The sequence below is a fragment of the Enterococcus sp. C46 genome (assembly GCF_040887565.1).
Taxonomy (GTDB): domain Bacteria; phylum Bacillota; class Bacilli; order Lactobacillales; family Enterococcaceae; genus Enterococcus_B; species Enterococcus_B lactis.
On the sequence record NZ_JBFOGA010000008.1, the window covers coordinates 1 to 25219 of the forward strand.

The 25219-nt window shown below is 34.9% G+C and carries 27 protein-coding genes and 1 tRNA gene; 21 read left to right on the plus strand and 7 right to left on the minus strand.

Translation table 11 applies throughout. The features are described 5' to 3' along the window. Positions 1-13: 13 nt before the first annotated feature. From AB3I27_RS11015 to AB3I27_RS11040, 6 genes are all read left to right on the plus strand, one after another. Positions 14-98 (plus strand) — tRNA-Leu (locus AB3I27_RS11015). Between the two features lie 267 nt (positions 99-365). Continuing rightward, on the plus strand, positions 366-1670 hold the full coding sequence (locus tag AB3I27_RS11020) for a PTS sugar transporter subunit IIC (RefSeq protein WP_002320565.1): 1305 nt from the start codon (positions 366-368) through the stop codon (positions 1668-1670). Between the two features lie 24 nt (positions 1671-1694). Further along, a complete protein-coding gene (locus AB3I27_RS11025; RefSeq protein ID WP_002344104.1) occupies positions 1695-1955 on the plus strand; it encodes a hypothetical protein in 261 nt (86 codons plus the stop codon). A 183-nt stretch (positions 1956-2138) separates the two neighbouring features. Continuing rightward, positions 2139-2537, plus strand: a complete 399-nt coding sequence (locus AB3I27_RS11030) for a cytidine deaminase (protein WP_002344105.1) — start codon at positions 2139-2141, stop codon at positions 2535-2537. Positions 2538-2632: 95 nt separating this feature from the next. After that, the gene (locus AB3I27_RS11035; RefSeq protein WP_065772719.1) at positions 2633-3142 is read left to right on the plus strand and encodes a kinase; all 510 of its coding nucleotides are present in this window, start codon (positions 2633-2635) and stop codon (positions 3140-3142) included. Between the two features lie 131 nt (positions 3143-3273). After that, positions 3274-4101: a helix-turn-helix domain-containing protein gene (locus AB3I27_RS11040; protein ID WP_073490765.1), complete on the plus strand. Its 828-nt coding sequence runs from the start codon at positions 3274-3276 to the stop codon at positions 4099-4101. An 88-nt stretch (positions 4102-4189) separates the two neighbouring features. Here AB3I27_RS11040 and AB3I27_RS11045 read toward each other — a convergent pair whose 3' ends face one another. The 3 genes from AB3I27_RS11045 to AB3I27_RS11055 form a co-directional block, all read right to left on the minus strand. Continuing rightward, the gene (locus AB3I27_RS11045) at positions 4190-5386 is read right to left on the minus strand and encodes a MalY/PatB family protein (protein ID WP_002309688.1); all 1197 of its coding nucleotides are present in this window, start codon (positions 5384-5386) and stop codon (positions 4190-4192) included. Between the two features lie 11 nt (positions 5387-5397). Next, positions 5398-6966 (minus strand): maltose/glucose-specific PTS transporter subunit IIBC, encoded by a 1569-nt coding sequence (gene malX / locus AB3I27_RS11050; protein ID WP_002345024.1) that lies wholly within the window; start codon positions 6964-6966, stop codon positions 5398-5400. A 169-nt stretch (positions 6967-7135) separates the two neighbouring features. Further along, positions 7136-7906, minus strand: coding sequence for a MurR/RpiR family transcriptional regulator (locus tag AB3I27_RS11055; protein WP_002309685.1), 771 nt, complete (start codon positions 7904-7906; stop codon positions 7136-7138). Positions 7907-8077: 171 nt separating this feature from the next. Between AB3I27_RS11055 and AB3I27_RS11060 the strand changes: the two genes are divergently transcribed. Beyond that, on the plus strand, positions 8078-8428 hold the full coding sequence (locus tag AB3I27_RS11060) for a hypothetical protein (protein ID WP_002309684.1): 351 nt from the start codon (positions 8078-8080) through the stop codon (positions 8426-8428). 106 nt (positions 8429-8534) lie between these two features. On the opposite strand, the gene AB3I27_RS11065 is transcribed toward AB3I27_RS11060, so the two are convergent. Further along, positions 8535-9305, minus strand: a complete 771-nt coding sequence (locus AB3I27_RS11065; protein WP_002320561.1) for a DeoR/GlpR family DNA-binding transcription regulator — start codon at positions 9303-9305, stop codon at positions 8535-8537. A 217-nt stretch (positions 9306-9522) separates the two neighbouring features. Between AB3I27_RS11065 and ulaG the strand changes: the two genes are divergently transcribed. The 8 genes from ulaG to AB3I27_RS11105 all read left to right on the plus strand — a co-directional run bounded on the left by ulaG (position 9523) and on the right by AB3I27_RS11105 (position 15772). Further along, positions 9523-10590 carry an L-ascorbate 6-phosphate lactonase gene (ulaG, locus tag AB3I27_RS11070; protein WP_104771484.1) on the plus strand — a complete coding sequence of 356 codons (1068 nt, stop codon included), beginning with the start codon at positions 9523-9525 and terminating at the stop codon, positions 10588-10590. 17 nt (positions 10591-10607) lie between these two features. After that, positions 10608-11069, plus strand: coding sequence for a PTS sugar transporter subunit IIA (locus AB3I27_RS11075; RefSeq protein WP_002309681.1), 462 nt, complete (start codon positions 10608-10610; stop codon positions 11067-11069). 19 nt (positions 11070-11088) lie between these two features. Then, complete coding sequence (locus AB3I27_RS11080) at positions 11089-12573, plus strand: PTS ascorbate transporter subunit IIC (RefSeq protein WP_002344110.1); 1485 nt, start codon at positions 11089-11091, stop codon at positions 12571-12573. Positions 12574-12614: 41 nt separating this feature from the next. Continuing rightward, complete coding sequence (locus AB3I27_RS11085) at positions 12615-12914, plus strand: PTS sugar transporter subunit IIB (protein ID WP_002292382.1); 300 nt, start codon at positions 12615-12617, stop codon at positions 12912-12914. 14 nt (positions 12915-12928) lie between these two features. Further along, complete coding sequence (locus AB3I27_RS11090) at positions 12929-13567, plus strand: 3-keto-L-gulonate-6-phosphate decarboxylase UlaD (RefSeq protein WP_002344111.1); 639 nt, start codon at positions 12929-12931, stop codon at positions 13565-13567. Positions 13568-13571: 4 nt separating this feature from the next. Beyond that, a complete protein-coding gene (locus tag AB3I27_RS11095; RefSeq protein ID WP_002309678.1) occupies positions 13572-14432 on the plus strand; it encodes an L-ribulose-5-phosphate 3-epimerase in 861 nt (286 codons plus the stop codon). Next, positions 14422-15132 (plus strand): L-ribulose-5-phosphate 4-epimerase, encoded by a 711-nt coding sequence (locus tag AB3I27_RS11100; RefSeq protein ID WP_002320558.1) that lies wholly within the window; start codon positions 14422-14424, stop codon positions 15130-15132. The genes AB3I27_RS11095 and AB3I27_RS11100 overlap by 11 nt, the downstream gene beginning before the upstream one ends. A gap of 232 nt (positions 15133-15364) precedes the next feature. Beyond that, positions 15365-15772: a GNAT family N-acetyltransferase gene (locus AB3I27_RS11105; protein ID WP_368022997.1), complete on the plus strand. Its 408-nt coding sequence runs from the start codon at positions 15365-15367 to the stop codon at positions 15770-15772. A gap of 95 nt (positions 15773-15867) precedes the next feature. On the opposite strand, the gene AB3I27_RS11110 is transcribed toward AB3I27_RS11105, so the two are convergent. The 3 genes from AB3I27_RS11110 to AB3I27_RS11120 form a co-directional block, all read right to left on the minus strand. Further along, on the minus strand, positions 15868-16167 hold the full coding sequence (locus tag AB3I27_RS11110; protein ID WP_002309675.1) for a hypothetical protein: 300 nt from the start codon (positions 16165-16167) through the stop codon (positions 15868-15870). A gap of 63 nt (positions 16168-16230) precedes the next feature. Beyond that, complete coding sequence (locus AB3I27_RS11115) at positions 16231-16425, minus strand: hypothetical protein (RefSeq protein WP_002309674.1); 195 nt, start codon at positions 16423-16425, stop codon at positions 16231-16233. 364 nt (positions 16426-16789) lie between these two features. Further along, the gene (locus tag AB3I27_RS11120) at positions 16790-17551 is read right to left on the minus strand and encodes a formate/nitrite transporter family protein (protein WP_104771485.1); all 762 of its coding nucleotides are present in this window, start codon (positions 17549-17551) and stop codon (positions 16790-16792) included. A gap of 904 nt (positions 17552-18455) precedes the next feature. On the opposite strand from AB3I27_RS11120, the gene AB3I27_RS11125 reads away from it, so the two are divergent. The 6 genes from AB3I27_RS11125 to AB3I27_RS11150 all read left to right on the plus strand — a co-directional run bounded on the left by AB3I27_RS11125 (position 18456) and on the right by AB3I27_RS11150 (position 25116). Further along, positions 18456-18743 (plus strand): acyltransferase, encoded by a 288-nt coding sequence (locus tag AB3I27_RS11125; protein ID WP_002320556.1) that lies wholly within the window; start codon positions 18456-18458, stop codon positions 18741-18743. Continuing rightward, entirely contained in the window at positions 18698-20080 is a 1383-nt protein-coding gene (locus tag AB3I27_RS11130; protein ID WP_235688761.1) for an acyltransferase family protein, read from the plus strand. The genes AB3I27_RS11125 and AB3I27_RS11130 overlap by 46 nt, the downstream gene beginning before the upstream one ends. Positions 20081-20672: 592 nt before the next feature. Further along, complete coding sequence (locus tag AB3I27_RS11135; RefSeq protein ID WP_002309671.1) at positions 20673-21026, plus strand: hypothetical protein; 354 nt, start codon at positions 20673-20675, stop codon at positions 21024-21026. Between the two features lie 780 nt (positions 21027-21806). Beyond that, positions 21807-23273 carry a helix-turn-helix domain-containing protein gene (locus AB3I27_RS11140; protein WP_222896838.1) on the plus strand — a complete coding sequence of 489 codons (1467 nt, stop codon included), beginning with the start codon at positions 21807-21809 and terminating at the stop codon, positions 23271-23273. Positions 23274-23435: 162 nt separating this feature from the next. Continuing rightward, positions 23436-24095 (plus strand): WxL domain-containing protein, encoded by a 660-nt coding sequence (locus AB3I27_RS11145; RefSeq protein ID WP_104771487.1) that lies wholly within the window; start codon positions 23436-23438, stop codon positions 24093-24095. Then, entirely contained in the window at positions 24082-25116 is a 1035-nt protein-coding gene (locus AB3I27_RS11150) for a DUF916 and DUF3324 domain-containing protein (protein ID WP_104771488.1), read from the plus strand. The genes AB3I27_RS11145 and AB3I27_RS11150 overlap by 14 nt, the downstream gene beginning before the upstream one ends. Positions 25117-25219 lie beyond the last annotated feature (103 nt).

Here is a 25219-nt window from a genome sequence, read left to right on the forward strand (position 1 = left end):
ATTCTTTTAATTTGCCGGCGTGGCGGAATTGGCAGACGCGCTGGACTCAAAATCCAGTGTCCGTTGAGGACGTGCCGGTTCGACCCCGGCCGCCGGTATTACGAAACACCTTGAAATTAAATTTCAAGGTGTTTTATTTTATTTAAATACTATTTTATAAACCCATAGATCAGTATAGGAACAGTAAAGTTTATTAGGTTTGAAAAATTTTTTTGTATAGAAAAAAGAACCTGTATTAAAAAATAATAATATTTTCTACTAAAATATATTGAAATAAAATTTCATAATTGTATAATTAATTATGAACATTCTTTGCTTCATCATGCAGTGAATGGTTTCTATTTTATTGAAAAGGAGTGGTTTTAGTGGAAAAGCTGATGAAATGGGTTGAGGAAAAACTTGTCCCACCAATGGCAAAAATTGGTACACAGCGACATTTGTTGGCAATTCGTAATGGGGTTGTTTCAACACTGTCATTGATTTTGATTGGTACATTTTTTATGGTTTTCATCAATTTACCGTTTCCTGGGTGGAATGAATTTATTGCCCCTTATTCGGCAACAATCGTTTTACCTTTCAGGATTACGATGGGATTAATGGCTATTTACGCAACTTTTGTTATGGGTTCGGATCTAGCTAAATCATATGGGTTGGATAGTGTGACGGGTGGTATATTATCACTAGGGACGTTCTTTATGTTACAAGTTCCTGTGAACGTTTTAACACCTGAAGAGGCACCTCTTGGCTGGGTCTTACCGATGAGTTCTTTAGGAGCATCTGGGATGTTTGCCGGGATCCTATCCATGATTTTTGCAGTGGAAGTGTATCGTTTCTTTAAAAAGCGTAATATTACTATCAAAATGCCAGAACAAGTACCACCTGCTGTGGCCCGTAGTTTTGAGGCATTGATTCCTGGTGCAGTGATTTTAACAACGACTTGGTTGATTCGAAGCGTCGCGGGTTTCGATGTAAACGCTGCCTTATTATCGTTATTCGAGCCCTTAACCAATATTTTAGGGAATAATCTGCTTGGTGTTTTATTACCGATGTTTTTGATCCATTTGTTGTGGTCATTTGGGATCCATGGCATGAGTATCGTAGGAGCTGTTGTTCGTCCAATGTGGCTGATTATGTTGGATGAGAATGCGAAGGCGTTAGCAGATGGTACAGCTGCTACCAAATTGCCTTATATCGCTCCTGAACAGTTTTATCAATGGACAGTTACGATTGGCGGTGCAGGAGCCACGATTGTGGTATCAGTTTTGTTTTTATTCTTTTGTAAATCAAAATTCTTAAAAGAAGTTGGTCGTTTTTCCATTATTCCTGGTATCTTCAATATCAATGAGCCGATGATTTTTGGAGCTCCTATGATGTTGAATCCTTACATGTTCATTCCATTCAACTTAGTTCCTTTAGTTTTGACTATTGTCAGCTATTTTGCAGTCAAATTAGAAATGGTCAATGGATTTACTGTGTTGCCAACATGGACATTACCAGCACCAATCGGCGGCTATCTTTCAGCAGGAAATGACTGGCGTGTGGTTGTTTTGATTGTGATCAATACACTGATAGCATTTATCATCTATTATCCATTTGTAAAAGCTTATGATAAAAAGATGTTGTCAGATGAACAAAATAATAATGGAGATAACGAAATACAAACTGCTTAGGTCTGATTTCAGAGGTGGAAAACAATGTATTGGCTGATTTTATTTTTTGTTTTTATCTTTTTATTAACGATAAGCCAACTTATGTTGAATATGCTGGCTATGCATCAGGTTCACATCAATCGTTGGGTTTGGGCACTGGCATCATTTTTGATTGTGATTCTTCCAAAGATCATTTTACCGCAGATAAATGTTTTATTATCATGGGGTACATATATACTTTGTGGAATTTTTGCTATCAATTTTATGATCGAGCAGCATAGGTGGTTTGTCACATCGAAGCTTTGATCGAAGCTTTAAATGTTCCAAAAGCAGGCTTGTAAATGCAAGCTTGCTTTTTTACCGTTGTACCAAGAACAATAGTCCACATACTAACTGAGTCGTTTCTTTTCTTTCCGTTCTGCCATTGATGTTTTTTTATATAAAGATTATGATTGCTTTAACCGATTTGGCAGAAAGAAGGAGATAAAAATGAGCGATTTATCAACAATGGATTTAGAATTAGTGGATGCTGCAACCGAAGTCATTAAATCAAATATTGATTTGGTGTCTTTCAATCATACAGTAGGAGCTGCAGTACGTTGCACAAACGGTAATGTGTATACTGGTGTGAATGTTTATTCGAATCATGGGGCATGTGCAGAAATCATTGCGTTAGGGACAGCAATCAGTCGTGGTGAACGTGATTTTGAGTGTATCGTAGCTGTGGGTGGAGATCATTCTGACATGATCTATTCTCCATGTGGGAATTGCCGACAGTTTATATTGGAGTATGCACCTGCTTGTGAAATCATTGTCTCAACAGAAGAGGGGGCTAAAAAAATCAAAATTACGGATCTCATTCCATATGCTTACCACAGATCAGAATGATTTTTATACAAACAGATTCTCTTTTTATTTTCAATCAACAGAAGGATTAATGATGTTGGATGAATGATTATTGGTGTACAAGGAGATGCAGTGTCATGGGGAAGCTAGTCATATTAAGAGGAAATTCAGCAAGTGGGAAAACAACGACAGCTAAAGCTATTCAAAATCATTTTCCTATGGGGAAGGTGATGCGAATCTCTCAAGATGAAGTGAGAAGAGAAATGTTGAATGTCAAAGATAAAGTAGGAAATCCTACACCAGATTTGATCCGTCAGTTGGCAGAATTTGGAAAAGACAGATTTGATTTAGTCCTTGTCGAGGGGATCATGAGTGCAAAAATCTACAAAGCGATGCTTATGGACCTGTATGAGAGCTTTCAAGGAAATGTATTTGCTTATTATTACGATCTTTCTTTTGAAGAAACGCTGAGACGTCACAGCCAGAGAAAGATGTCAAAAGAATTTGGTGCAGAACAAATGGCGGATTGGTGGTTGGAGCATGATATACTTGGATTGCCTAATGAGAAGATACTGACTGCCGAATTAAGTCAACAAGAAATGATAGAGAAAATACTTCAGGAGATTGATCTGCAGGTAGACAGTTGATTTTTTATCAAGAAATAATTGGTGGTAAAAATTAAAATTTTTATTCTGTTCTAAACAATTATGGTTGTTTAGAACTTTTTTTTGTGTATGATATAAAGGAGAAATAATTTTTTAAAGGGAAGGAAATTGTTTTGATAAAAGTAGATGGAGCATTACTGAAAGAATACCGAAAGAAAAAGGGGTTAACACAAGTACAATTAGCAGAAGGTATTTGCGAACAGGCAACTGTCAGCAATATCGAAAACAAGAATATGTCACCAGGTATCAACATCCTAAGTGCGCTTTGCAAAAAGTTGAATGTCGAGATCTCCGATATATTAGTGGAAACAGAAGAAGACAAGATCAGAAAAAAATTAAGTGAGATTCAATCGTTGAATGCTGTATCGAAGTACAAAGAATCTTATGAAATTTTACAAACGATTGATCAGAAAAAAGTAAGCAATTCTGATCTTTTAAACCAAATCTTGTTTTATCAAGGACTGCTTGATCATCTTTATGCAAAAAAAGAAGATGCAGCATTGTTTTATTTCAATCAAGTGTTGGAACAAACGACCGAAACAGATATCCATCACTTACAAGCAGCTGCAAATGTGGCAATGATCTACTTGGCAAAAGGAGAACTAGACTTTGCAAAAGTGTATGTGGAACGTACGCTTAAAATCTTGAATGATACTGATTTTGATAATCTGATGGTCTGTATCGTATATTATAATATCGCCACCTATTACAGCAAAATCGAGAACTATGAAAAAGCAATCCAGTTGTGCGAGAAGGGGATTGGATACAATAAGAAACATAAATCAACCCATGCATTGGAATACTTGCTTTATGAAATTGCTTTTTGCCATAAGCAACTAGGAGAAGACGATTATTTAGAAAGATATATGGATGCCAAAAAAGTAGCATGTTTCAACGGGAATGATCACGCGGTGAAAGTGATCGAAAACGACCTTAAATAAAGAGATCTTGACAGAAGTGTTCAACTTTAAGAACATCGTATATTCGAAAAAAGGAGATGTGACAAAAATTTTTGTCACATCTCCTTTATTATGGTTTAATTTCGATTTCAGCAGTTGCTTCAAAACTTTTCAACATACGATCTAGTCCATCTACTAATTTCGATTTCGGACAGCCGATATTCAATCGTAAAAATTGATGACCATTTCCGCCGTAAATCGATCCATCCATAATCGCCACTTTGCCTATAGAAATCAGCTTCTCTCTTAAAAGAGGGATATCTGATACAGCTTTGGATATATCCAGCCACATCAAATAGGTTGCTTCAAGATCGACGACTTTTACATCTGGCAGTTTTTCCTGGATAAATGCTTTTACATACCGCTGATTGCTTTCAAGATAATGATTCAGTTCATCTACCCAATGACTGCAATACCGATAGGCACTCATTGTCGCTAACATACCGAAAATATTGGTAGAAGATAACCCATCCGCATTTTTTAACTTCCTTTGAAAATGCTCACGTAACCCAAGATTCGGTATCAACGTATAGGCAAATGTCAATCCAGGGAAGTTAAATGTTTTTGTACCGCTGGTGACAATCGCCACTTGTTCATAATTGAAGCGTGTGATAGGTATATGCGTTTGTCCTCGTCCTAAAATGTCCATGTGTATCTCATCAGATAATAAAAATATAGAATACTGACGGCACAATGCCACGATTTTTTCTAATTCCCATTGTTTCCATACTCTACCGGTTGGATTGTGGGGAGAGCAGAGAAGTAGTACTTTGTTTTCTGGCCTGGCTAATTTCTCTTCTAAATCCGTAAAATCGATCCGGTACTGATTTTCTTCATAGATTAAAGGATTATCGACTAGAAGTCGGTCATTGTCTTGGATGACTTTAAAAAAAGCATCATAAGCTGGCGTTTGTAAAACCACTCCTTCCCCTTTTTTAGTAAGCATTTGAATAAGGGTAGATACTGCATAGATAACTGTTGGAGTGTACATGATCCATTCTTCTTCCAGTAGTGTGTCAAAACGGGATTGATACCACTGTTTAATTGCTTCTTTTAATTCATGATGATTCCAGCGGGTATAGCCAAATACTGGGTGGTTCATTCTTTCTTTCAAAGTATCAAGTACTTCTTCGGGGACCATAAAATCTGTATCAGAAATCGTAAAAGGGAGTAAATCAGCTTCGCCAAATCGGTCTTCAACGTAGTCCCACTGTGTACAGTACGTTCCTTTTCTATTTATAGCGGTATCAAATGCCACAAATTTCACCTTCTATCTTTTTATCCTAAAATCGTATCAAGCTGATTGCGAACAGTTGTGACTTTCGTTCCGATAATCACTTGGACGTTTTGATGATCGAGATGGACCACACCTAATGCTCCTAGTTGTTTTAACTTTTCATCATCTACGATATCTGCATCTGCTAAAACTAAACGTAAACGTGTAATACAATTATCTAAAGATTGGATGTTTTCTTGACCACCAAGTGCTGCTAAAATTCCTTTTGCATCGTATCCGCCTGTTTTATGAAAGTTCACTTCTTGATCGGTATATTCTGTTTCATCCACTGTCTTGTCACGCCCAGGTGTTTTTAAATCCAATTTTATGATTACTGTTTTGAAGACAATATAGTAAATACCGAACCACAAAGCACCGATTATTAATACCCACCACCATTTTGTGTCATTACCTTGGAGTAGACCAAAAATCACAAAATCTAAGATTCCACCATCTGTATTCCCGATTACGACACCTAATAATGCCATGACCATAAAACCTAGACCAGTCATGACGACATGGAAGAGCCATAATAGCGGACTAATGAATAAAAATAAAAATTCGATTGGTTCTGTGATTCCGGTCACAGCTGTCGCAATCACACCTGAAATCAACAATCCTTTGATTTTATGTCGATTTTGTGGTGCAGCGGTACGATACATAGCTAATGCTGCTGCAGGCAGTCCAAAAATAAATGTAGGCATTTTTCCCTGTGATAAAAAGGCAGTTGCACTTGGCGAAATAGGCAAATTGTTTTGCAATTCTGCATAAAAGATATTCAGTGCACCAAATACTTCTTTCCCATCAATGATCGCCGAACCACCAGCTTCAGTAAAGCGTATCATCGAAACTAGAATATGGTGAAGCCCGAATGGAAGAAGCAGTCGTTCCCCTGAACCGAATAAGAAGGGACCAAATATTCCTGAACGTTGGATTAGCTGGCCGATAGCCATAATGACCATAGCGAATAAAGGCCAAATCAAGGGGATGATCAAACCAACAAACCCTAAAACTAGAGAAGTGATAATCGGTACAAAACGAGCCCCTGAGAAGAAGGCGAAACTATCTGGTAACTGAACAGTATAAAACCTGTTATGCAACTTATAAACGATGATTCCAGCAATGATCCCTCCAAGAACACCCATTTCGATCGTCTGGATACCAAAAACCATTCCTTGTCCAGCTTCTCGCAAGTGGTCGGCATCAACTAAACGATTTGTCAGGACTAAGTAAAAGTTGATGGCTAAATTCATGACAGTGTAACCGACGAATCCAGAGAAAGCGGCCACACCTTTTTCCTTACGAACTAATCCTAATGGAATGGCCATGGCAAACATGACTGGCAAGTAGGTAAAGGCAAAACCGCCAATAGCAGACATGAATTGGAACACTGCTTTAACTGCTGGATATCCTAAAAACGGTAAAGTCTGAATCATTGATTCACTGGAAAATGAACTACCTAACCCTAAAAGAATACCCATGAAAGCCAACAAAGCAACCGGCAACATAAAAGTCTTTCCCAACCCTTGAAAGAACTCCCAAAAGGTTGATTTCTTTTTCTTTGTATTCATTTTTCTTCCTCCATCTCTTAGTAGTTTTAAGATTTTTAAAAAATGATTGCGTTTTCATTGATAGGTTTATTATAGCTAACTAAAGGAAATAAAAAAGAGGAGACAGATATTCTGTATCCTCATACATGATTGAGTAAGATGTTTCACTAGAAATAGCAACAAATTATAGCTAATTGTTTTTCATTTGGTCTGCATACATCAAGAGTACTGTATCAAATAAACAAATCACAGAAATTCTTGAACTTAAATCGACACTGTGGTGATAGCGAGTCGTTCCCTTTGCATATAAGGAAATCGTCGATAATTTTTCCAAGTTACTTCCCTTGGTTGAAATAATGCTGATGATAGGGACTTGTTGTCTTTGAGCAATCTGGGCATAGGAGAGGATACCTTTTGTTTCTCCTGTGAAACTGACGAAAATGGCTAAGTCTTCCTGTTTCAAATTACTTACAGCTGCTTCTTGTTCATCCCAATCTGAACGAGCAAATGCTTTTTTTCCTAAAAAAGTCAGTTTTCGAGCAAAATCTGTACAAATAGGGAAGCTTCCTCCTAATCCAAAAACTTCGATAGTATTCGATTGATAGATCAATGTCATCATTTGTTTGGCCTTTTCTTCGCTCATTTGATGGAACGTCTCTGTGACATTTGAAGTGATTTGGTTCGTGATTGTTTGAAAGCTTCGGCTATTTCCTTCCTGTTCCTCTACATGGATGGATTGATCGATGGCGTATTTCAACTCTTTAAAACCTTGATAGCCTAAATGTTTAGCCGTTCGGGAGATAGTAGCAGTTGAGACAAATAAATCATCAGATACTTCATAAATCGTTTTTGTTCCAATATCGGACAAATGGAGGAATATATAATCCAATATTTCATTTTCGATTTTACTTAACGAGGAACGCTTCTTTTCTAGTAAAGCAATCAAACTATTGCTTAACATGGACGGTACTCCTTTCACTATCTAACAACAATAGTATTCGTAAACAAATATCTCTGTTGAGTTTAGATAATAATCTAACTTATTATATAGCGCTTTCATAAAAATGTATATATAATAAAAGTTAGTTAAAATACTGGGATGATCTAAAGACAAAAGAGAGGAAGATAACCAATGAATCTTAACAAGCCCAAGATTGCTGAACAAAGTCCAAAGAAAATCTTTCTTTTCGATATGACATTCAGTTTGATTTCTTCTGATGGACTTTTGCAAACGCAACGTTTAGAAAGAAAATTGACACATTTCTTTCAAAAAGAGCAAAAAAATGTGTCAGTCAAAGTATATGATTCTAGCCAAATAGACAAAGAAGCAAAGAGAGCAGACATCTTATTGCTCACTCCTTTACTTGGATATGCAAAAGATAAAATAGAAAGTCAGTTCCCTGAAATACCTGTTTTCGTAATATCTAAGGAAGAATACGGAACTTTGGATGTGGAGAAAATAGTTAGTAAAATGGATGATTAAATCAAATTTTGATTGTTCATCCATTTTATCGTTTTAAGAAGTCTCTGCTATGTTCAAATGGTAATTTTGAATGTAGTAGAGTTTTTTACGCAAACCAACATAATTCTTAAAATGAATCTACTTGGATGATTTTTGTCCCCATATTCTTGATTTTGTCTAATACTTTTTCAGAGCAAAATTTATCAGTGATCAAATAATCAAAGACTGAAATATCAGCAATCTTGAATTTTGATGTCAGTCCGATTTTTCGATGATCAGCAACTAGAATCTTACATTTGATTGTCTGGTTGATCATCATTTCGTTGATTGTTGATTCATTCAATATTTTCGTTGTGACCCCATGTGCGACATCGACTCCGCTGCAACCAATGATACAAATGTCAGCATTGATTGAAGAAATCGTATTTAATGCGATATCGCCCACCAGTGCTTCTTTTGGAAAGCGCATCTCTCCGCCAGTTAAAATATAACTGCAATTATCTTTGTGAGGAGAATAGTTGATTTTTACGTTGTTTGTAACGACTGTCAAATGGTTAGATTGAAGAAAATCCAGTGTTTTCAATGCAGTCGAGCTAGAATTAATAAACAATGTATCATAATCGCTAATGTATTTACTAGCTTCTCTGGCAATCGCTTGTTTAATCCTTTCAGGACCAGATTGATCAAAATCAGTCTGGTTTTTGTAATTATAAGAACAATAACCGTAATTGCGGATGATCTCGTTTTTTTCTTCTAATAAATTTAAATCTCTGCGTATCGTACTAATAGATACATCCAGAGATTCAGCTAATTGAAAAGTTGACAATTGTTCGGTTTGCTGAAGTAGTTCCAAAATATCTTTTTGCCGTTTTTCAATATTGACAAGTGAGTTTTTCATGACTGTTGCCTCCTGAAGGACATCTTGATCCATGGATTTATTTGATTAGTTGTTCATTTAAATATTCATATCTGTCTTTATTATACTGAAACAATCATTAATATTTAAAAGAAAATCATATAAAAGACAAACAGTCATATAAAAGGGTTTTCACGCATGCGGTTACGCATTAAGATTTACTTGTAAGTCGTAAGAATGATATGGGGGGAACAAGTAAATGAGCAAAACGGTAAATGAAGTGACAAAAGAAAAGTGGATATTAGAAACATTTCCAGAATGGGGTACGTATTTGAACGAGGAAATCGAATCAGAGGTAGTGGAACCTGGAACTTTTGCTATGTGGTGGCTAGGCTGTACGGGAATTTGGCTGAAAAGTCATGAAGGAACGAATATCTTATGTGATTTATGGTGTGGAACGGGAAAACGCAGTCATGGAAATGGCATGATGAAAAAAGGGCATCAGATGATGCGTATGAGCGGTGTTCAAAATATGCAGCCTAACTTACGGACTCAGCCTTTCGTAATCGATCCTTTTGAAATAAAAAATGTAGACGCTTTAATCGTCACACACATCCATTCCGATCATCTAGATATTCACACAGCTGCAGCCGTGCATCAAAATTGTCCTGAAGCAATATTCATTGGACCAAAAGAAGTGGTTCACACGTGGCAAAAATGGGGGATCCCTGAAGAAAAAACGATTATCGTGAAACCAGGTGATGCGGTCAAAATCAAAAATATCAATGTAGTAGCTTTAGAAGCGTTTGATCGGACAGCGTTGGTTACTTGTGAAGATCCGGAAGAAGTATTGAAAGGAAAAATGCCTCAGGAGATGGATCAAATAGCAGTAAATTATTTATTTGAAACATCAGGAGGTAATCTTTATCACGCAGGAGATTCACATTATTCCAATTTATTTGCCAAACATGGCAATGACCACAAAATCGATGTCTGCTTAGGAGCCTACGGTGAAAACCCACGAGGGATAACAGACAAAGTTACTTCTGTTGATATGCTGCGCATGGCGGAGTCATTGAATGCAAAAGTAGTGATTCCTGTCCACTACGATATTTGGTCTAATTTTATGGCTGATCCTAAAGAGATTACTGAAATTTGGAAATTCAAAAAGGATCGCTTGCATTATGGGTTTAAACCTTATATCTGGCAAGTAGGCGGGAAATTCATCTATCCGACAAACAAAGATGATCTTGAGTTTAATTTTTCTCGCGGATTTGAAGATGTCTTCTCGATTGAAAATGATACACCGTTTCCGTCGTTTTTATAAGAAAGAAGGGAAGTTTCTTGCTGAAATACTTTTTTGACTATCAATTGATTCATTACCCAGATAAAGAAATCACGAATTGGCGTGAAGCTATCGCCGAAAGCTGTCGTGTATTGATTGATAAGAAAATCATTGATCAAACGTATGTTGAAGAAATCATTCATTGTGTAGAAAAATATGGACCTTATATTGTGATTGCACCTCAAGTAGCCATGCCACATTCTTCAGAAAAAAGTGAGGGAGTTTTTGGAACGGCTATTTCATTTACCAAGTTGAAGCAGCCAGTCCGTTTTGAAAGCGAAGATGAGAATGAGGAGAAAACGGCCAGTTTGTTTTTTACACTCGCAGCAAAAGATCCAAAAGAACACCTAGAAAATATCCAAAAATTATCCGAATTATTAATGACAGATGGATTGGTTGAGCGTCTCATCTCTACGAACTCCATCGATGATTACCAAGTTGTGATGGCGGAATATAATTAATTGATAGAGGAGAAAAAAGATGGGGGAATTTTTGTTAAGCATTTGGACGTATTTTGCAACAAATATCTTGACGCAGCCAGCGTACCTGATTGGTTTTATCGTGTTATTAGGCTATATTTTGCTGAAACGCCCGCTTCATGAATGCATCGCTGGATTCTTAAAGGCAACGGTTGGCTACTTTATTTTGACTGTTGGCTCTGGTGGTTTGGTCAACAATTTTCGACCAATCTTGGTTGGACTAAAAGAACGGTTTAATTTGGATGCTATGGTTACAGATCCTTATTTTGGACAAAATGCTGTGGATGCTGGATTAATGGAGACATTTGGCCGTACCTTTGGAGATGTGATGATTCTGTTACTGATTGCATTTGTTTTAAATATTTTATTAGTCCGTTTTCAGAAATATACGAAACTGCGATCCGTTTTCACGACCGGAAATGTTCAGGTCCAGCAAGCAGCTACCGCTTTTTGGATTTTATTGTTTTGTTTTCCTGATCTAGGCAGGATACAAGTATTGATATTTATGGGATTGGTTTTAGGGTGTTATTGGGCAGTAGCTTCTAACTTAACAGTAGGGATTACGCAGGAATTGACAGAAGGTGCCGGATTTGCGGTGGCACATCAGCAAATGTTCGGAATCTTTATTTTTGCTAAACTAGCTGAATGGATGAAAAAGCGGGATGAAAAGAAAAATCGATCGATCAAGCAAGACAAGAAAATCGAAGATATCCAATTACCAGGATTCCTGTCGATATTTAATGAGAATATGGTTGCTACTTCGTTGCTCATGCTATTTTTCTTTGGGATCATTCTGCTTGTACTAGGCAAAGATTATTTGATTCAAGCACAATTCATGAAAGAGGGGCAGAGTTTCTTATTCTACATTATGACGACTTCCTTGAATTTTGCGGTATATCTGGCAATCTTACAATTAGGGGTTCGGACTTTCGTCGATGAACTAACTCAATCTTTTCAAGGAATCTCAAACACGATTTTACCAGGAGCTGTTCCAGGAATCGATGTAGCCGCTACTTTTGGCTTTGGTTCGCCAAATGCGGTAACGATTGGATTTTTGTTCGGTGCTTTGGGTCAATTTTTGATGATTGGTTTACTGATTTTATTGAAATCGCCAACGATCGTCATAGCCGGTTTCATTCCGTTGTTCTTTGATAATGCTGTCATAGCAGTTTATGCCAATAACCGAGGTGGATTCAAAGCTGCCTGTCTATTCCCGTTTCTTTCTGGAATCATACAAGTAGGCGGTTCAGCATTATTCGCTACATGGATCGGGATGTCAACATACGGTGGTTATATCGGGATGTTCGATTGGGCGACAGCTTGGCCATTATTTACAGTAGTCATGAAAGTCCTAGGTTATGCTGGAATCGCCGTAGTCGTCATTGGTCTATTGGCTATTCCGCAGTTACAATATCGGAAAAATCCTGAAGGGTATTTCTTGATTGTAGAAGATTATGAAAAATATGCAGAAAAGCAGAAAGCATAAAAGAAATCTGATTAGACAACACTCATAATGGAGGGATTAGGATGAGAATTTTAGTATCGTGTGCAAATGGATCAGGAACCAGCTTGATGATGATGAGAAGTGTAGAAAAAGCAATGAAAGAACTAAATATACCAATTACCAAGATTCATCATTGTGCTATTTCAGAGGGGAAAAGCTCAGCGAGTCAATATGATGTCGTTTTTACACCAGTCAATTTTTTGAATATGTTTACTCAGGCAGAGAAAAAAGGCGTTACAGTTATTGGTATAAAAAATGTGATGTCCGCCAAAGAAATCAGTGAAAAATTTGCTGAAACAACATGGTATCAAAAAAACAAGTGAAAGAAGGAACCAAGATGAGCAGGCCGAATCTGCAAATTGCGTTAGATCATAATAATTTAGAACATGCATTAGGCGATGTTATGAAAGTCGGTGATGTAGTAGACATTATTGAAGTGGGAACGATCCTTTGCTTACAGGAAGGACAAAAAGCGATTCGCTGTATTCACAGTATATTTCCAGAAAAAAAACTGGTCGCTGATACAAAATGTGCAGATGCTGGAGGAACAGTAGCAAGAAATGTTGCTACTGCAGGAGCAGATTGGATGACAGTCATTTGCTGTGCAACAATGCCAACGATGAAGGCAGCACAAAAAGAGATAGGCGAATTACAAGTAGAACTCTATGGCAATTGGACTTTTGAGCAAGCCAAGGATTGGTATAACATCGGAATCCGACAGGTAATCTACCACCAAAGCCGTGATGCGCTCTTATCTGGTGAAGCTTGGGGTGAAAAAGATTTGTCGAAGGTCAGCAAACTGATTGAACTAGGCTTCAATGTTTCTGTAACTGGTGGATTAAATCCAAACACATTACAATTGTTTGAAGGAATCAACGTGTATACCTTTATCGCGGGTCGGGGGATTACAGCAGCAGAAGATCCAATGAAGGCTGCACAATGTTTCAAAGATGAGATCATTCGTATCTGGGGGTAAGGAAATGGCTCAAATTGGGATTTATGAAAAAGCATTACCCAAAGATATTTCATGGAAAGAACGTTTTTCCCTTGTAAAAGAAATGGACTTCGATTTTATCGAGATGTCGATTGATGAGACGGATGAGCGGTTAGCACGATTAGATTGGTCTGAAAAAAAGATAGCTGAGCTGAGAGAAGAGATGTTTAGCTCTGGAGTACGTATCCATTCGATTTGTTTAAGTGCGCATCGGCGATTTCCGTTTGGTTCTGCTGATCCAGAAAAGAAAAAAGCAGCGAAACAACTAATGAAAAAAGCAATCCATTTGGCGCATAATTTAAGCGTCAAAGTAATCCAAATAGCTGGATATGACGTTTATTATGAAGAGAAATCAATGAATTCCAGAGAAGACTTTATCGAAGGAATAAAAGAAAGTGTAAAGGAAGCCTCTAAATATGGCATCATTCTTTCCGTGGAAATCATGGATGACCCATTTATGAACTCCATTTCAAAATTTTTAGAAATCAAAGAACAGATTCGTTCCCCTTTTCTACAAGTATATCCAGACCTAGGCAATTTGTCCGCATGGCCGGAAAATAATCCGGCTCGAGAACTTGAGAAAGGGATCGATTATATCACTGCTATCCACTTAAAAGACACGTATCCTGTAACAAAAGAATATTCAGGACAGTTTCGAGATGTTCCTTTTGGTAACGGATGCGTTGACTTTCTTGGATTATTGAGACATTTGAAACGTCTAGATTATGATGGAACATTCCTGATCGAAATGTGGAGTGAAAAAAGTCAAGATTTTCGAAGAGAAATCCAACAGGCAAAAGACTACTTAAGTTCTAAATTGAAGGAGGCTGGCTATGATGTCTTGTGAAGAAAAAATTGCAGCAATGAAGCAACGTGTCTTTGAAGCAAATCTGGCATTGCCGCAATACGGATTAGTCAAATTGACTTGGGGCAATGTGAGTGAAGTGGACCGTGAGCTAGGAGTCATCGTTATTAAGCCAAGCGGTGTCCGATATGAACGAATGCAAGCAGATCAAATGGTTGTAACAGATTTGTCAGGAAATATAATAGAAGAAGACAGCTTAAAACCATCTTCAGATCTGCCTACCCATGTTGTTTTATACAAAGCTTTTGAAGATGTAACTGCTGTTACTCATACTCATTCTACTCACTCTGTCATGTGGGCGCAAGCAGGCAGAGATTTGCCAGCTTATGGCACGACCCATGCTGATGCTTTTTATGGAAAGATTCCTTGTACACGCCAATTGACGAAAGAAGAAGTAAAAGAAGCTTACGAAGTTCATACAGGGAATGTGATTGTCGAGACATTTAAGGAAAGAAAATTAGAGCCAAACGAAGTCCCTGGAGTACTTGTCTATGGACATGGACCATTCACTTGGGGGCGCTCACCTATAGAAGCAGTAGAAAATAGCCTGATTTTAGATGAAATTTGTTTGATGGCTAAAGAAAACAAGTTGATCAACCCAAATATATGTGAAATCCCACAATATTTGCTAGATAAACATTATTTTCGAAAACACGGAAAGCATGCATACTATGGGCAATAGAGATGCTAGGGTAAGGGTAGAAAATTAAAAGATAATACTTGATAGAGAGAAACAGAGGTTGTGAAGAAAATTTATCACAACCTTTTTTATTTATCAAAAAGGGTGCATTCTAAAAGGAAAGAGGAATTTTAAGGAATCGAGAGAATCTTTACAGGAGAGTTATATGTGATAGATTAAATAATCAAAGAATTGTATTATTAGAGGGAGAATTGTATAAGAAAGGAAGAAAAAAATGAATGTTGATTCCCTTATGATTGATGAGATTTCTGAATTATATAAGAGCGTTGGTTGGACGCATTACACAAAAGACACTGCAAGGTTAGAGAAGGCATTTGAACAATCTGAATCTCTGATAAAGCGTAATGGAGAAGGGAAGATTATCGGAGTCGTTCGTTGGATCACTGATTGTGCGACGATCGCATTTATTCAAGATATCCTCATTCATCCGAGGTATCAGCGCCAAGGAATAGGCAAAGCACTTTTGAATGAAGTTTTGGAGAAGATCACCAGTTATGGACTAGTCCAAATCGAATTATTGACAGATGATACTGAGAAAACAAAAAAATTTTATGAATCAGTAGGGTTTGTTCAAGTAAAAGAAATGGATGCTGTTTCTTATATAAAGGATACTAGAAGATAAGAGGGACTTTTTGGTAATGGCAAATACTATATATAACGTAAAAAAAAATTGGAGGATAGATTCAAGTATCACTCAATCTATCCTCCATTCCTCGTTTATTTTATTTTTTTATTCACTTCTTTATCAAATACTATTTTTTGTACATTTGGACTAATATAAAAAATGAATACATGATTTTTTTTAAAAGTAAATGCTATACGATAATTTTTTTTATCAATATTGACTTTCATTTCATATATTCCCTTTGCCGAGCGTGTTCGTACTGGTTTTATACGAAAAAAATTATGGTCTACATGCTCTATGACTTTTTTAGAAATAGTTTTTTTGTATGCGAGATGTACCTCTTGCGGAAATTGTTCCAATAGTTCACTGTCAAACTCAACAGTATAATCCATATTTTGCTTCCTTTCTATACGGCTTAAAGTGTTGAAATAAGTCATTCATTAGTTTTTGCACTGTTACTTTTCGATGATGGTTACAACCGCTTTGCCGCAAGTCAGTTCTTTTTCCAGCTCGCTCTTTATTTTTATGGCACATGGTTTGGAAAAAGGAGCTGCTTCTTTCCATGAACCAAGTAAAGGATATTCGTTACTGATACCTTTCACATATTGTTTGTTTTTGACACCTTTTGTTTTTACTTCTACATAATACATTTGATCATCTTCTTTCTTGCTGTTTTTAGTTCATATTCAAATATATGTAAGCGAAAATGATTATGTATCTATATCTTTATGATAAATAAAAAGAATCAATTTAAAAGTTTTTTTCACTCGATATAACTAATTTGAATAATACATATAATAAAAAGCTATTGTTCTTAAAATATAAATAGTATATAAAAAGAGAGGCTGGGACAGAAGCGTTTAACTCCAAGAAATAAGAAGGAATTCATGAAAATTGCTTTTCAAATTTTTGTGAATTTCAGCTTATTTCCGAAGGATTTGCTTCTGCTTCCGCCGTTTATACGTGTTTAGAGCGTGAAACAAAAGTGTTCTTTTACTTTTGTCCCACGCTCTTTCAATGATGTTTATAACTAACGTAATAAAAACCTGAAACAAAAATAGCTCCGCCAATGATATTTCCAATATAAACAGGGATAAAATTCGAGAGAAATTCTAACCAAGTCGCTCGACCTTCAAATATGGCAGCAGGTATCACAAAACAGTTGGCCACACTATGTTGGAAACCGATTGCCACAAAAATCATGACTGGAAACCAAATCGTTAATACTTTGCCGGCCGCATCTTTTGCCCCATATGATAACCATAATGCTAAACCAACAAACCAATTACAACCTATTCCAGACCCTAATGCTTGCCACCAAGAAACAGCGATTTTATGATCAGCAATATGGATCACTTGGTCGAGATAGACACCTGAATGAGTTAAACCAACAAAATGTCCAAAGAAGTAGGCTACGAAAATTGCCCCAATAATATTTGCAAAAGTAATCACTGACCAATTCTTAACTAGCTGTGAGAATGTGACTTTTTTATCCATAAAGGCAATCGCCACAGCCATCATATTTCCGGTGATCAATTCACCACCGCCAAGAAGGATGACCAGCAGACCGATAGGGAAAACCGAGGCACCAACTAAACTAGTCAAGCTAGCCATAGATTCTGGGATAGAAGCAGAGACCCGTACGTATGCCAAATAACCTAGAGAAATCATGGCTCCTCCGATAAACCCTAAAATCAGTTTTGCTAAGATAGGTTTCTGTATTTTTTTTGCTCCAAGATGAATACTGATTTCCATAATTTCTTCTGGTGTGTGCATGATACTTCGACGCCTACTTTCTTAATGAATTTTCATGTGATAAAATATAGTGAAAAAATTCACATTTTTCTTGTTGATTATATCATCTTATTATTTATATGTGCATATTATTGTAAAAATTTTTATTTAATCACATTGGATTCTAAAAAAGAAACAAAAATAAAAGTTATGTATATGGTGGTCAAAAAGTAAATAATATCAGTTATCAAATTTCCTGTAAATTTTCTTGAAACTATAGCATATATTACTTTAAAACAATCTACATTTTTTATAAAAAAGGAAATGAATAACTGAAAAAATTATTATAGGAGAGAAAAAATATCACCATAATTGGTTTAGGGTTATCTGCATATTTATTTACAGAATTTGTTTATAGACATGTGAATTTATTTGCAGAATCTTTATTCGCATTATATGAATCAAATTCCTCAATCGTCAGAGAACTTGCTAATTTAATGATAGCCTTGCTGTTTACTCCCGCGTTGAGGGTCATAACTATTTTGGTCTGTTTAGTGCTCTTATTTTTCGTTAATAAAAAGAAATAACGTAGTATTTCAAAAGACAAAGAAGCGGGATGATGATTGCTATAGTATGTTATACGTGGTGCTAGGTAAGTGAGAATAAACAAAAAAACTGTAGAACAAAGAAATTTTTTTCTTTGTCTACAGTCTGAGGTGGTGACATATCTTTGTCACCACCTTTTTTTGTCGCACAAATAATTAATCGGATATTTTATGTTCATGTTTTTTGTGTTCAACGAGTATTGATAGGGAAAAGATACATTTTAGATACTTTTAACTGTTAATTTACAAAACAAGGTGAAATGAATAGAAAAATGAAAAAATAGATACGGAAGAATATGTTTGATTAAAAAATGCCATGAAGAGAAGGAAGTTGATGATACATGAAAAAAATATATTCAAAGGAAATCGATTGTTTTAGAGGCATAGCTGTTTTAGCAGTGATATTTTATCATTTGCCAAATAGTAAGCTACCAGGCGGATTGCAAGGAGTAACGATCTTTTTTGTGGTTTCTGGTTTTTTAATGGCTAAAAATACGATAAGAGATGAAAAAAACAGACAATTCATTTTCTACATTTTTACTATAAGCGTATCAAACGTATTTATCCATTTTTACTGTTTTCTTTGGTCGTATCCATTTTCATACTGGGGATCAGCAACATTCGATTGATAGGAAATATTCGTAGTGAGCTACCTAGTTTGATTTTTGGCTATAACAATTGGTGGCAGCTGAATCAAGGCGTATCTTATTTCGACTCTTACTTTAATGCTTCTTTATTTAAACATTATTGGTCGCTTTCCGTTGAGCTACAATTTTATTTGATTTGGCCATTTTTGTTTATTGTCATTAAACGTATGAGGAGAAAACAAGTGTTTTACTTAATCTATACATTGATTTTTGTTTCTATTCTTTTTAGTTTGTTTTTACCTTCAGCTAAGGCATATTATCATACGGTGGCTAAACTTTTTCCATTTTTATTAGGAGTTTGGGGGTATTTTAATCGAATAACTATTGGCCGTTTCTTTGAACAAAACACTTTTAGTAAAATCTGGCTTTTATTACTAGCTAGTCTTTGTCTGATTCTGTTCCCGATTTTTCCTTATACACTAAATGAACTACTGATCAGTATTTGTTTTGCTTTATTGTTAGCCAGTGTCGATGATGTAAATATTGCAAAAAAAACCAAAATCGCTAGTACAAAACTTTCTTTTGTAGGAAAAATCAGTTATGAGCTTTATTTGGTGCATTTTCCAGTATTGATTGCTCTGACAAATCTATTCAAACATTATCATTTGAAATATTTGGATATCGCAAGTTTATTCACTGTGTTTTTGTGTACATTACTCATGATTACTTTCTTTAGAAAAGGAGTGCAGAAGATGAGATCACCCAAAATTTGGACAGCTATGGCACTAATGATGATCGGAGTTTCTGTACTGGTATTACGTGCTCCAGCCAATCGGTTGACTGCTGACCAAAATCAGTTGCAAAGTTTATTAAAAGAAAATTCTAGTAAAGCAAGTGCAGGAGAAAATCAGTTGTCACAAGAGAAAAAAATATTATTTATCGGAGATTCTGTTATGCTGGGGGCGTATCAGGAACTGAAAGAGACTTTTCCAAAAGAAGCATTGGTAGACGCAAAAGAGTCAAGACAAATCACTGCGTTACCAGAAATCTTAAAGGAGCATAAAGATTTAGTTTCTTACCGACAAATAGTGATCGGGTTAGGAACCAATGGTGTGTTAACAGATGATGCTATAGAACAAACCATGTCTTTGCTCAAAGATAAAAAAGTGTACTGGGTAAATATAAAAGCTCCGACTGGCTGGCAAGATACGATAAATGCCACATTAGCTAAATTGCCAAATCAGTATTCTAATATAACGATGATCGATTGGTATAGTGAAAGTAAAAACCATCCTGAGTTTTTTTATGATGATGAAACCCATTTGAATGAAAGTGGACGTACAGCTTATGCAAAGTATATTGCTTCAGTTATTCAATAAGGTAGTGATTACATGTGTTAACCTTACTTTTTCCTATGAATCAATTTAAATAAAAAATACTTCATATGATAAACGGTGTTTAAGAGGAGGAAATTTTTAATATTCGTGGTAAAAAAGAGATGATCGAGGTCGTTAACTGAGAGCTTCTTGGAAAGAAATCGCTTTGGATTTATCCTCTTTGTTATACAGAACATGAGCGAGACGACAATACTAGGATGTATGTTCTGATCGAAGTTTTATGGTTACAAGCAATCAGCTTAGATAAAATTAAGGATCGTAGGAACCAAGTAAAGAAGGCTGTTAGTAAAGAAACAAACGATCAAGTATGTTTTATTCTTAAGAAGATGCAGTGAATAAATAATAGTAATATAATGTTAGAAGGGACTGTGACAAAAGACGTGTCACAGCCTTTTTTAAATGATTGCTTAAGCATTAAATATCAAAAAATATAGAGTTCAAAATTACTGCACAGATTAGATGAAAAATTTGAACAACAAAAAGTGTATTTTTATACTATAATAGCTTTTGAATTTAGTTACTCTATTCAACAGTTATGCTGTGGACAAGTAAAAGAATAAATAGAGGTGAGAAAATGAATAATTTCAAGAAAAAATTTGTGAGTAGATTTTTAAATATGAAAAATTTTTTTGAAAAAAAGGGAGATTATGATGCATATAATTATGTATTAAATCTAGAAAAGCAAACATATTATACACTACGTAAAAATGATGATAATGATTTTTGGACTATATTACCTAAAATGCTTTCGATTGACTCTAAGCTTTCCCTTTTGGAGGAATTTATTAATTTAGATATTGAAGAATTTTGCGGGGGAAAAGAGTTAATTAATATGATAGAGAGTGATTATCATACCTATTATAAAGAAAGTTGTGGATATAAAGTGGATGAGCAATGTCCACAATCAATTATTTTTTACGTTGAGTAATATGGACTATTAAGCAGGAAAGCAACTAGAAGCTACTGGTTTAGTATTTAAAAATATAAACTATATTGCTAACAATTATTTTCTAGAAGAAATAAAAGAACTAAGAATCAAGATGATGTCTTGACTCTTAGTTCTTTTAACATGGAAAAGATGGATAATGCACTGTTAATTTATGATGCATCATCAAAAAAGTTGGAAGGAGAAGATAGAAATCATTAAATGATTTCTACAGATGGTAAATGAAAAAACAAAATATTAGCAAAAATTTGCCTAAATAGATAGTAACACTTTCTAAATTAAATACAAGCGCATTCATAGAATGTTTATACAAATATCTATGTGTTAAAAATTGGATATGTTCACAATAAATAGGAATTAAAATAACGAATTTACGTTTGTTTTTAATTAACAATCAAATTATCTTAATGCAGGAATAAAAAATTAAATTACATATTGTTAATCATTTACATCTCCGTTAATAACTCAAAATGAAAAGATGTTTTTATTTTTATTCTATATTTCAGAAAAAAATTAAACTAGATTATAATAATTCTTCATGTAAAAATAAAAACAATTACTGCTATAATGTTTAAGATAAAACAATTATGAAATCGATATCCGTTTATATACTTGTCATAAGCTAGAAGCAAATAACTAGCCTATGTATGTAAGTGAGATTATATTTATTAAAAGGCTTCTTTTGTTCGATCAGTTATAGTCGAGCGAGAGAAGTTTATTCTTTGATTAAAATAAACAAAAGTAACTTATTGAGGTGAAATGATGCAAACTTTTTTAACTAAAACATCTTTCAAAAAAGTAGTTTTATTAGATTATTTGTTAGAAAAAGACAATTGGTGTGCAATGGAAGAACTTAGAAATTTACTTAATGTTACGGAGAAGTCAGTCTTACACTATATAGAAGAACTAGAGGATTTATTTAAGCAATATAATGGGAATATCCTTCTGAAAAATGAAGATAATAAACGCTTTTTCATAAAAAAAGAGAAAGATTTTCCTATTTATAATATTTATCTTCATTTTTATAAAGCTTCCTATAATTATCATTTGATTGATTTTATGTATAAATATCCTAGAAGTGTTCTAAAAGATTTTGCTAAAGAGCAATTTACTAGTGTATCTACTGTTTTCAGATATGCGAAGCTCTTAATTCCATATTTTAGGCGTTATCATATAACATTTCATCCATTTCAGTTAGAATTGAATGCATCAGAGGCAAACATTCGTAGCTTTTTTTATTATTTCTATTGGAATTCTACACGTGAAAGTAGTGATAAGTGGCCATTTCATATCGAACAAAAGGAAATAGAGAAGTATATAGTTGCTTTTGAGAGGATTTATGATATTACGTTAACTATTTTTCAAAAACGTGTATTTTCTTTTTGGTTAGCCATTAATATAGAAAGAAGTTCATTTAGAAAAGTACGAGTAGATAATGAATATAAATCAGTTATCTCAGATGATCCGCATTTTAATCTTTTGAAGAAGTGGTCAAAACAAATTAATCTTTCTTTTAACAGCGATGAACTGTGTTTCCTTTATCGAATAATTTATTCTTTTGGAGTAATTGATGGAAATGCAATATATGAAAATAGTCATGCATATGCACATCAGCGACAAAATACTTGTTCTTATCGAGCAGTTGAGAATTTGGAGAAAGTTTTACAAAGCATGTTCCGTTTTTCTTTAGATATAAAGGATCCAGAACTCATATTCAATTTTATTGCGTTTCATGAAAGAAGTTATCTATTTTATGGTAATCCAGATCTTTTTTTTAATCGTACGTATATCGAAGAAATGAAAGAAGAAGAACCTCGAACTTATCACATAATGGAAAAACTCAAAAAAGAATTACAAGCAAATGCGGATTTGGACGTATCAAAGAAATTAGAAAACTGGGCACAATTATTTTTGGATTATTATTATGTGTTAGATTATTATGATTTATTTTTAACAAATGTTAAACCGATTAAGATTTTAATACAAGATGATTTACACCATACGCATCGGTTATGGTTAATGAATAAAATTAATTTGTATTTTGGGCATTCTTATGTTTTTGCTTTTTATGATTACAGGACAAATATATCTGAAGTAGATTTGGTCATTTCTAATTACTACATCAACACTGGAAAAACGCCGTTACTGTTAATGAAAAATATACCTACCGAAAGAAACTGGCGTTTGTTTGAGAAAACGATTTATCAATTAAAAAAAGAAAAAAGCTAGCTTTCTTATGAAGAAAAGCTAGCTTATTTGAATGAATCATCTAGTTTGCTTTCTAATTTTTTCTTTATTTTGGAAAATAGTTGAACTAGATAAAAAGTACTGGACATGTCAAAATTATTTTGGATCAAATTAGATCTATTATTATTTAGGAGGAATTATAAAATGAAGAAAACAATGATCACAACTGCTGCGTTAGGTTTGTTAGCAGTAACTGCTTCGGGAAGTATGGTTTCTGCAGATATGATATCAGGGACAACTAATAAGACAGACGTTACTTTGACGGAAGGATCTGGAACAGATGTCACACCAGTTGTGCCAGATGACACGCACGATGATGATCCAAGTACAGGAGACGTTGGTTCTTTATCGATTCCATTTGCATCTAATATCACATTTGGCCAACAAGAAATCCAACAGGGAGATACGGATTACTATGCATTGAATAAAAAACCGCATGTACAAGTAAACGATACTCGTGGAGGAGCAAAAGGCTGGACATTGGGAGTTACCATTTCTCCATTTATTGGAGAAAATGGGAAAGAATTAACTGGAGCGAAGATGTCTTTGACAAATGGTCGGATAGTAACTAAAGATAATACTTCTGAAGCTCCTAAATTAGCCAATCAAACTTTTGATTTAAATGAAGCTTATCAAGACGTGATGCTTGCTAAAAAAGGACAGGGAGCCGGAGCTTTTGCTGCAGTTTTTGAAGGAAAAGATGGGCATAATGAAAACGTGAAGCTTCATGTACCACGAGCTGGAGTAGAAGCACAAAGCTATACAGCTGATTTGACTTGGGTGTTGTCTGATGCTCCAGCATAATGTCCGAAAAGGGTGGGGGAGAAGCTTTCCCCTCTTTTTTGTTGGTATAGTATTCTTTGCTTTATTCTATTTGTCTACAAACATATTCGCAGATTCAAACAAGGTATCTTTTGATGCACAAGCTATTTTACCAGATAATCAGCAGTCAGAAGCAAGTTATTATGATCTAAAGGTGACACCTGGCGCTACGCAAGATTTATCACTAAAATTGAAAAACACTACTGCCAAACAAATAAAAGTAGTGGTAGAAGCCAATAATGCTTGTACCAATAAAAATGGAGCAATCGATTATTCTAACCATGAGGCTAAGTTATTGGGAAAACCTGTATTCCAGGATTTAATTTCTAAATCACAGACGATCACATTGAAGCCTTCTGAGGAACGTGATGTGACCTTTCAATTGAAAATCCCAGAGAAAGGTTTTGAAGGAACCATTTTAGGAGGATTTTATTGCTATGAAGATACAAAAGGAAAAGAAGAAAAAAATGAAGGTTTTAGTCTAAAGAATAAGTTTGCATATACAATCGGTGTAAAGCTAGTTTGTTCAGATAAAAAAGTGGAACCAGAATTTGCTTTAACGAAGGTTAAACCCGGATTAGAGAATGGCTATTTGACTCTTTTTGCCAATTTAGAAAATTCGGAGCCGGTGCTTAAAAGCAAAATGGATCTACATGCAGTTATCAAGAAAAAAGGGGAAAAGGAAGCGTTACATGAATTCAACCAAAAAGTGTCTTTTGCACCACGCACACAATTTCAGATTCCTTTTAATTTGAATAATGAGCCACTGAAAAAAGGAACCTATGAATTAAGTATTCAGTTAAAAGATGATTCAGATAAAAAATGGACACTCTATAAAGAATTCGTAATCAAAGGAGAGGACGAAACGCTCAACAAAGATGCAGTGGAAGTAAATAAAAAAAATAAGGATCATTCTTTATTCTATATTCTTTTAGTTCTTTGTTTGATCATTATCATCAGTTTAATTGGGTATATTACTAAGTTACGACGAAAAAATCCATAAAAGTATTCGAATCATTTTTTAAGATTGTGAAGTGGGGAAACGATCTTAAAAAATGTGTGAATAATTCATATATAAAATAGATGATTTGGATAACTTTCTATAA

Bases quoted from the DNA above. Each gene is read 5' to 3' on its own strand.
- AB3I27_RS11120 (WP_104771485.1), bottom strand. From the start codon at position 17,551: ATGCACACACCAGAAGAAATTATGGAAATCAGTATTCATCTTGGAGCA.
- AB3I27_RS11055 (WP_002309685.1), bottom strand. From the start codon at position 7,906: ATGTTAAGCAATAGTTTGATTGCTTTACTAGAAAAGAAGCGTTCCTCG.
- AB3I27_RS11100 (WP_002320558.1), top strand. From the start codon at position 14,422: ATGTCTTGTGAAGAAAAAATTGCAGCAATGAAGCAACGTGTCTTTGAA.
- AB3I27_RS11060 (WP_002309684.1), top strand. From the start codon at position 8,078: ATGAATCTTAACAAGCCCAAGATTGCTGAACAAAGTCCAAAGAAAATC.
- AB3I27_RS11030 (WP_002344105.1), top strand. From the start codon at position 2,139: ATGAGCGATTTATCAACAATGGATTTAGAATTAGTGGATGCTGCAACC.
- AB3I27_RS11065 (WP_002320561.1), bottom strand. From the start codon at position 9,305: ATGAAAAACTCACTTGTCAATATTGAAAAACGGCAAAAAGATATTTTG.
- AB3I27_RS11080 (WP_002344110.1), top strand. From the start codon at position 11,089: ATGGGGGAATTTTTGTTAAGCATTTGGACGTATTTTGCAACAAATATC.
- AB3I27_RS11105 (WP_368022997.1), top strand. From the start codon at position 15,365: ATGAATGTTGATTCCCTTATGATTGATGAGATTTCTGAATTATATAAG.
- AB3I27_RS11135 (WP_002309671.1), top strand. From the start codon at position 20,673: ATGAATAATTTCAAGAAAAAATTTGTGAGTAGATTTTTAAATATGAAA.
- AB3I27_RS11095 (WP_002309678.1), top strand. From the start codon at position 13,572: ATGGCTCAAATTGGGATTTATGAAAAAGCATTACCCAAAGATATTTCA.
- AB3I27_RS11145 (WP_104771487.1), top strand. From the start codon at position 23,436: ATGAAGAAAACAATGATCACAACTGCTGCGTTAGGTTTGTTAGCAGTA.
- ulaG (WP_104771484.1), top strand. From the start codon at position 9,523: ATGAGCAAAACGGTAAATGAAGTGACAAAAGAAAAGTGGATATTAGAA.
- AB3I27_RS11150 (WP_104771488.1), top strand. From the start codon at position 24,082: ATGCTCCAGCATAATGTCCGAAAAGGGTGGGGGAGAAGCTTTCCCCTC.
- AB3I27_RS11140 (WP_222896838.1), top strand. From the start codon at position 21,807: ATGCAAACTTTTTTAACTAAAACATCTTTCAAAAAAGTAGTTTTATTA.
- AB3I27_RS11090 (WP_002344111.1), top strand. From the start codon at position 12,929: ATGAGCAGGCCGAATCTGCAAATTGCGTTAGATCATAATAATTTAGAA.
- AB3I27_RS11035 (WP_065772719.1), top strand. From the start codon at position 2,633: ATGGGGAAGCTAGTCATATTAAGAGGAAATTCAGCAAGTGGGAAAACA.
- AB3I27_RS11115 (WP_002309674.1), bottom strand. From the start codon at position 16,425: ATGTATTATGTAGAAGTAAAAACAAAAGGTGTCAAAAACAAACAATAT.
- AB3I27_RS11025 (WP_002344104.1), top strand. From the start codon at position 1,695: ATGTATTGGCTGATTTTATTTTTTGTTTTTATCTTTTTATTAACGATA.
- AB3I27_RS11085 (WP_002292382.1), top strand. From the start codon at position 12,615: ATGAGAATTTTAGTATCGTGTGCAAATGGATCAGGAACCAGCTTGATG.
- AB3I27_RS11110 (WP_002309675.1), bottom strand. From the start codon at position 16,167: ATGGATTATACTGTTGAGTTTGACAGTGAACTATTGGAACAATTTCCG.
- AB3I27_RS11125 (WP_002320556.1), top strand. From the start codon at position 18,456: ATGAAAAAAATATATTCAAAGGAAATCGATTGTTTTAGAGGCATAGCT.
- malX (WP_002345024.1), bottom strand. From the start codon at position 6,966: ATGAATACAAAGAAAAAGAAATCAACCTTTTGGGAGTTCTTTCAAGGG.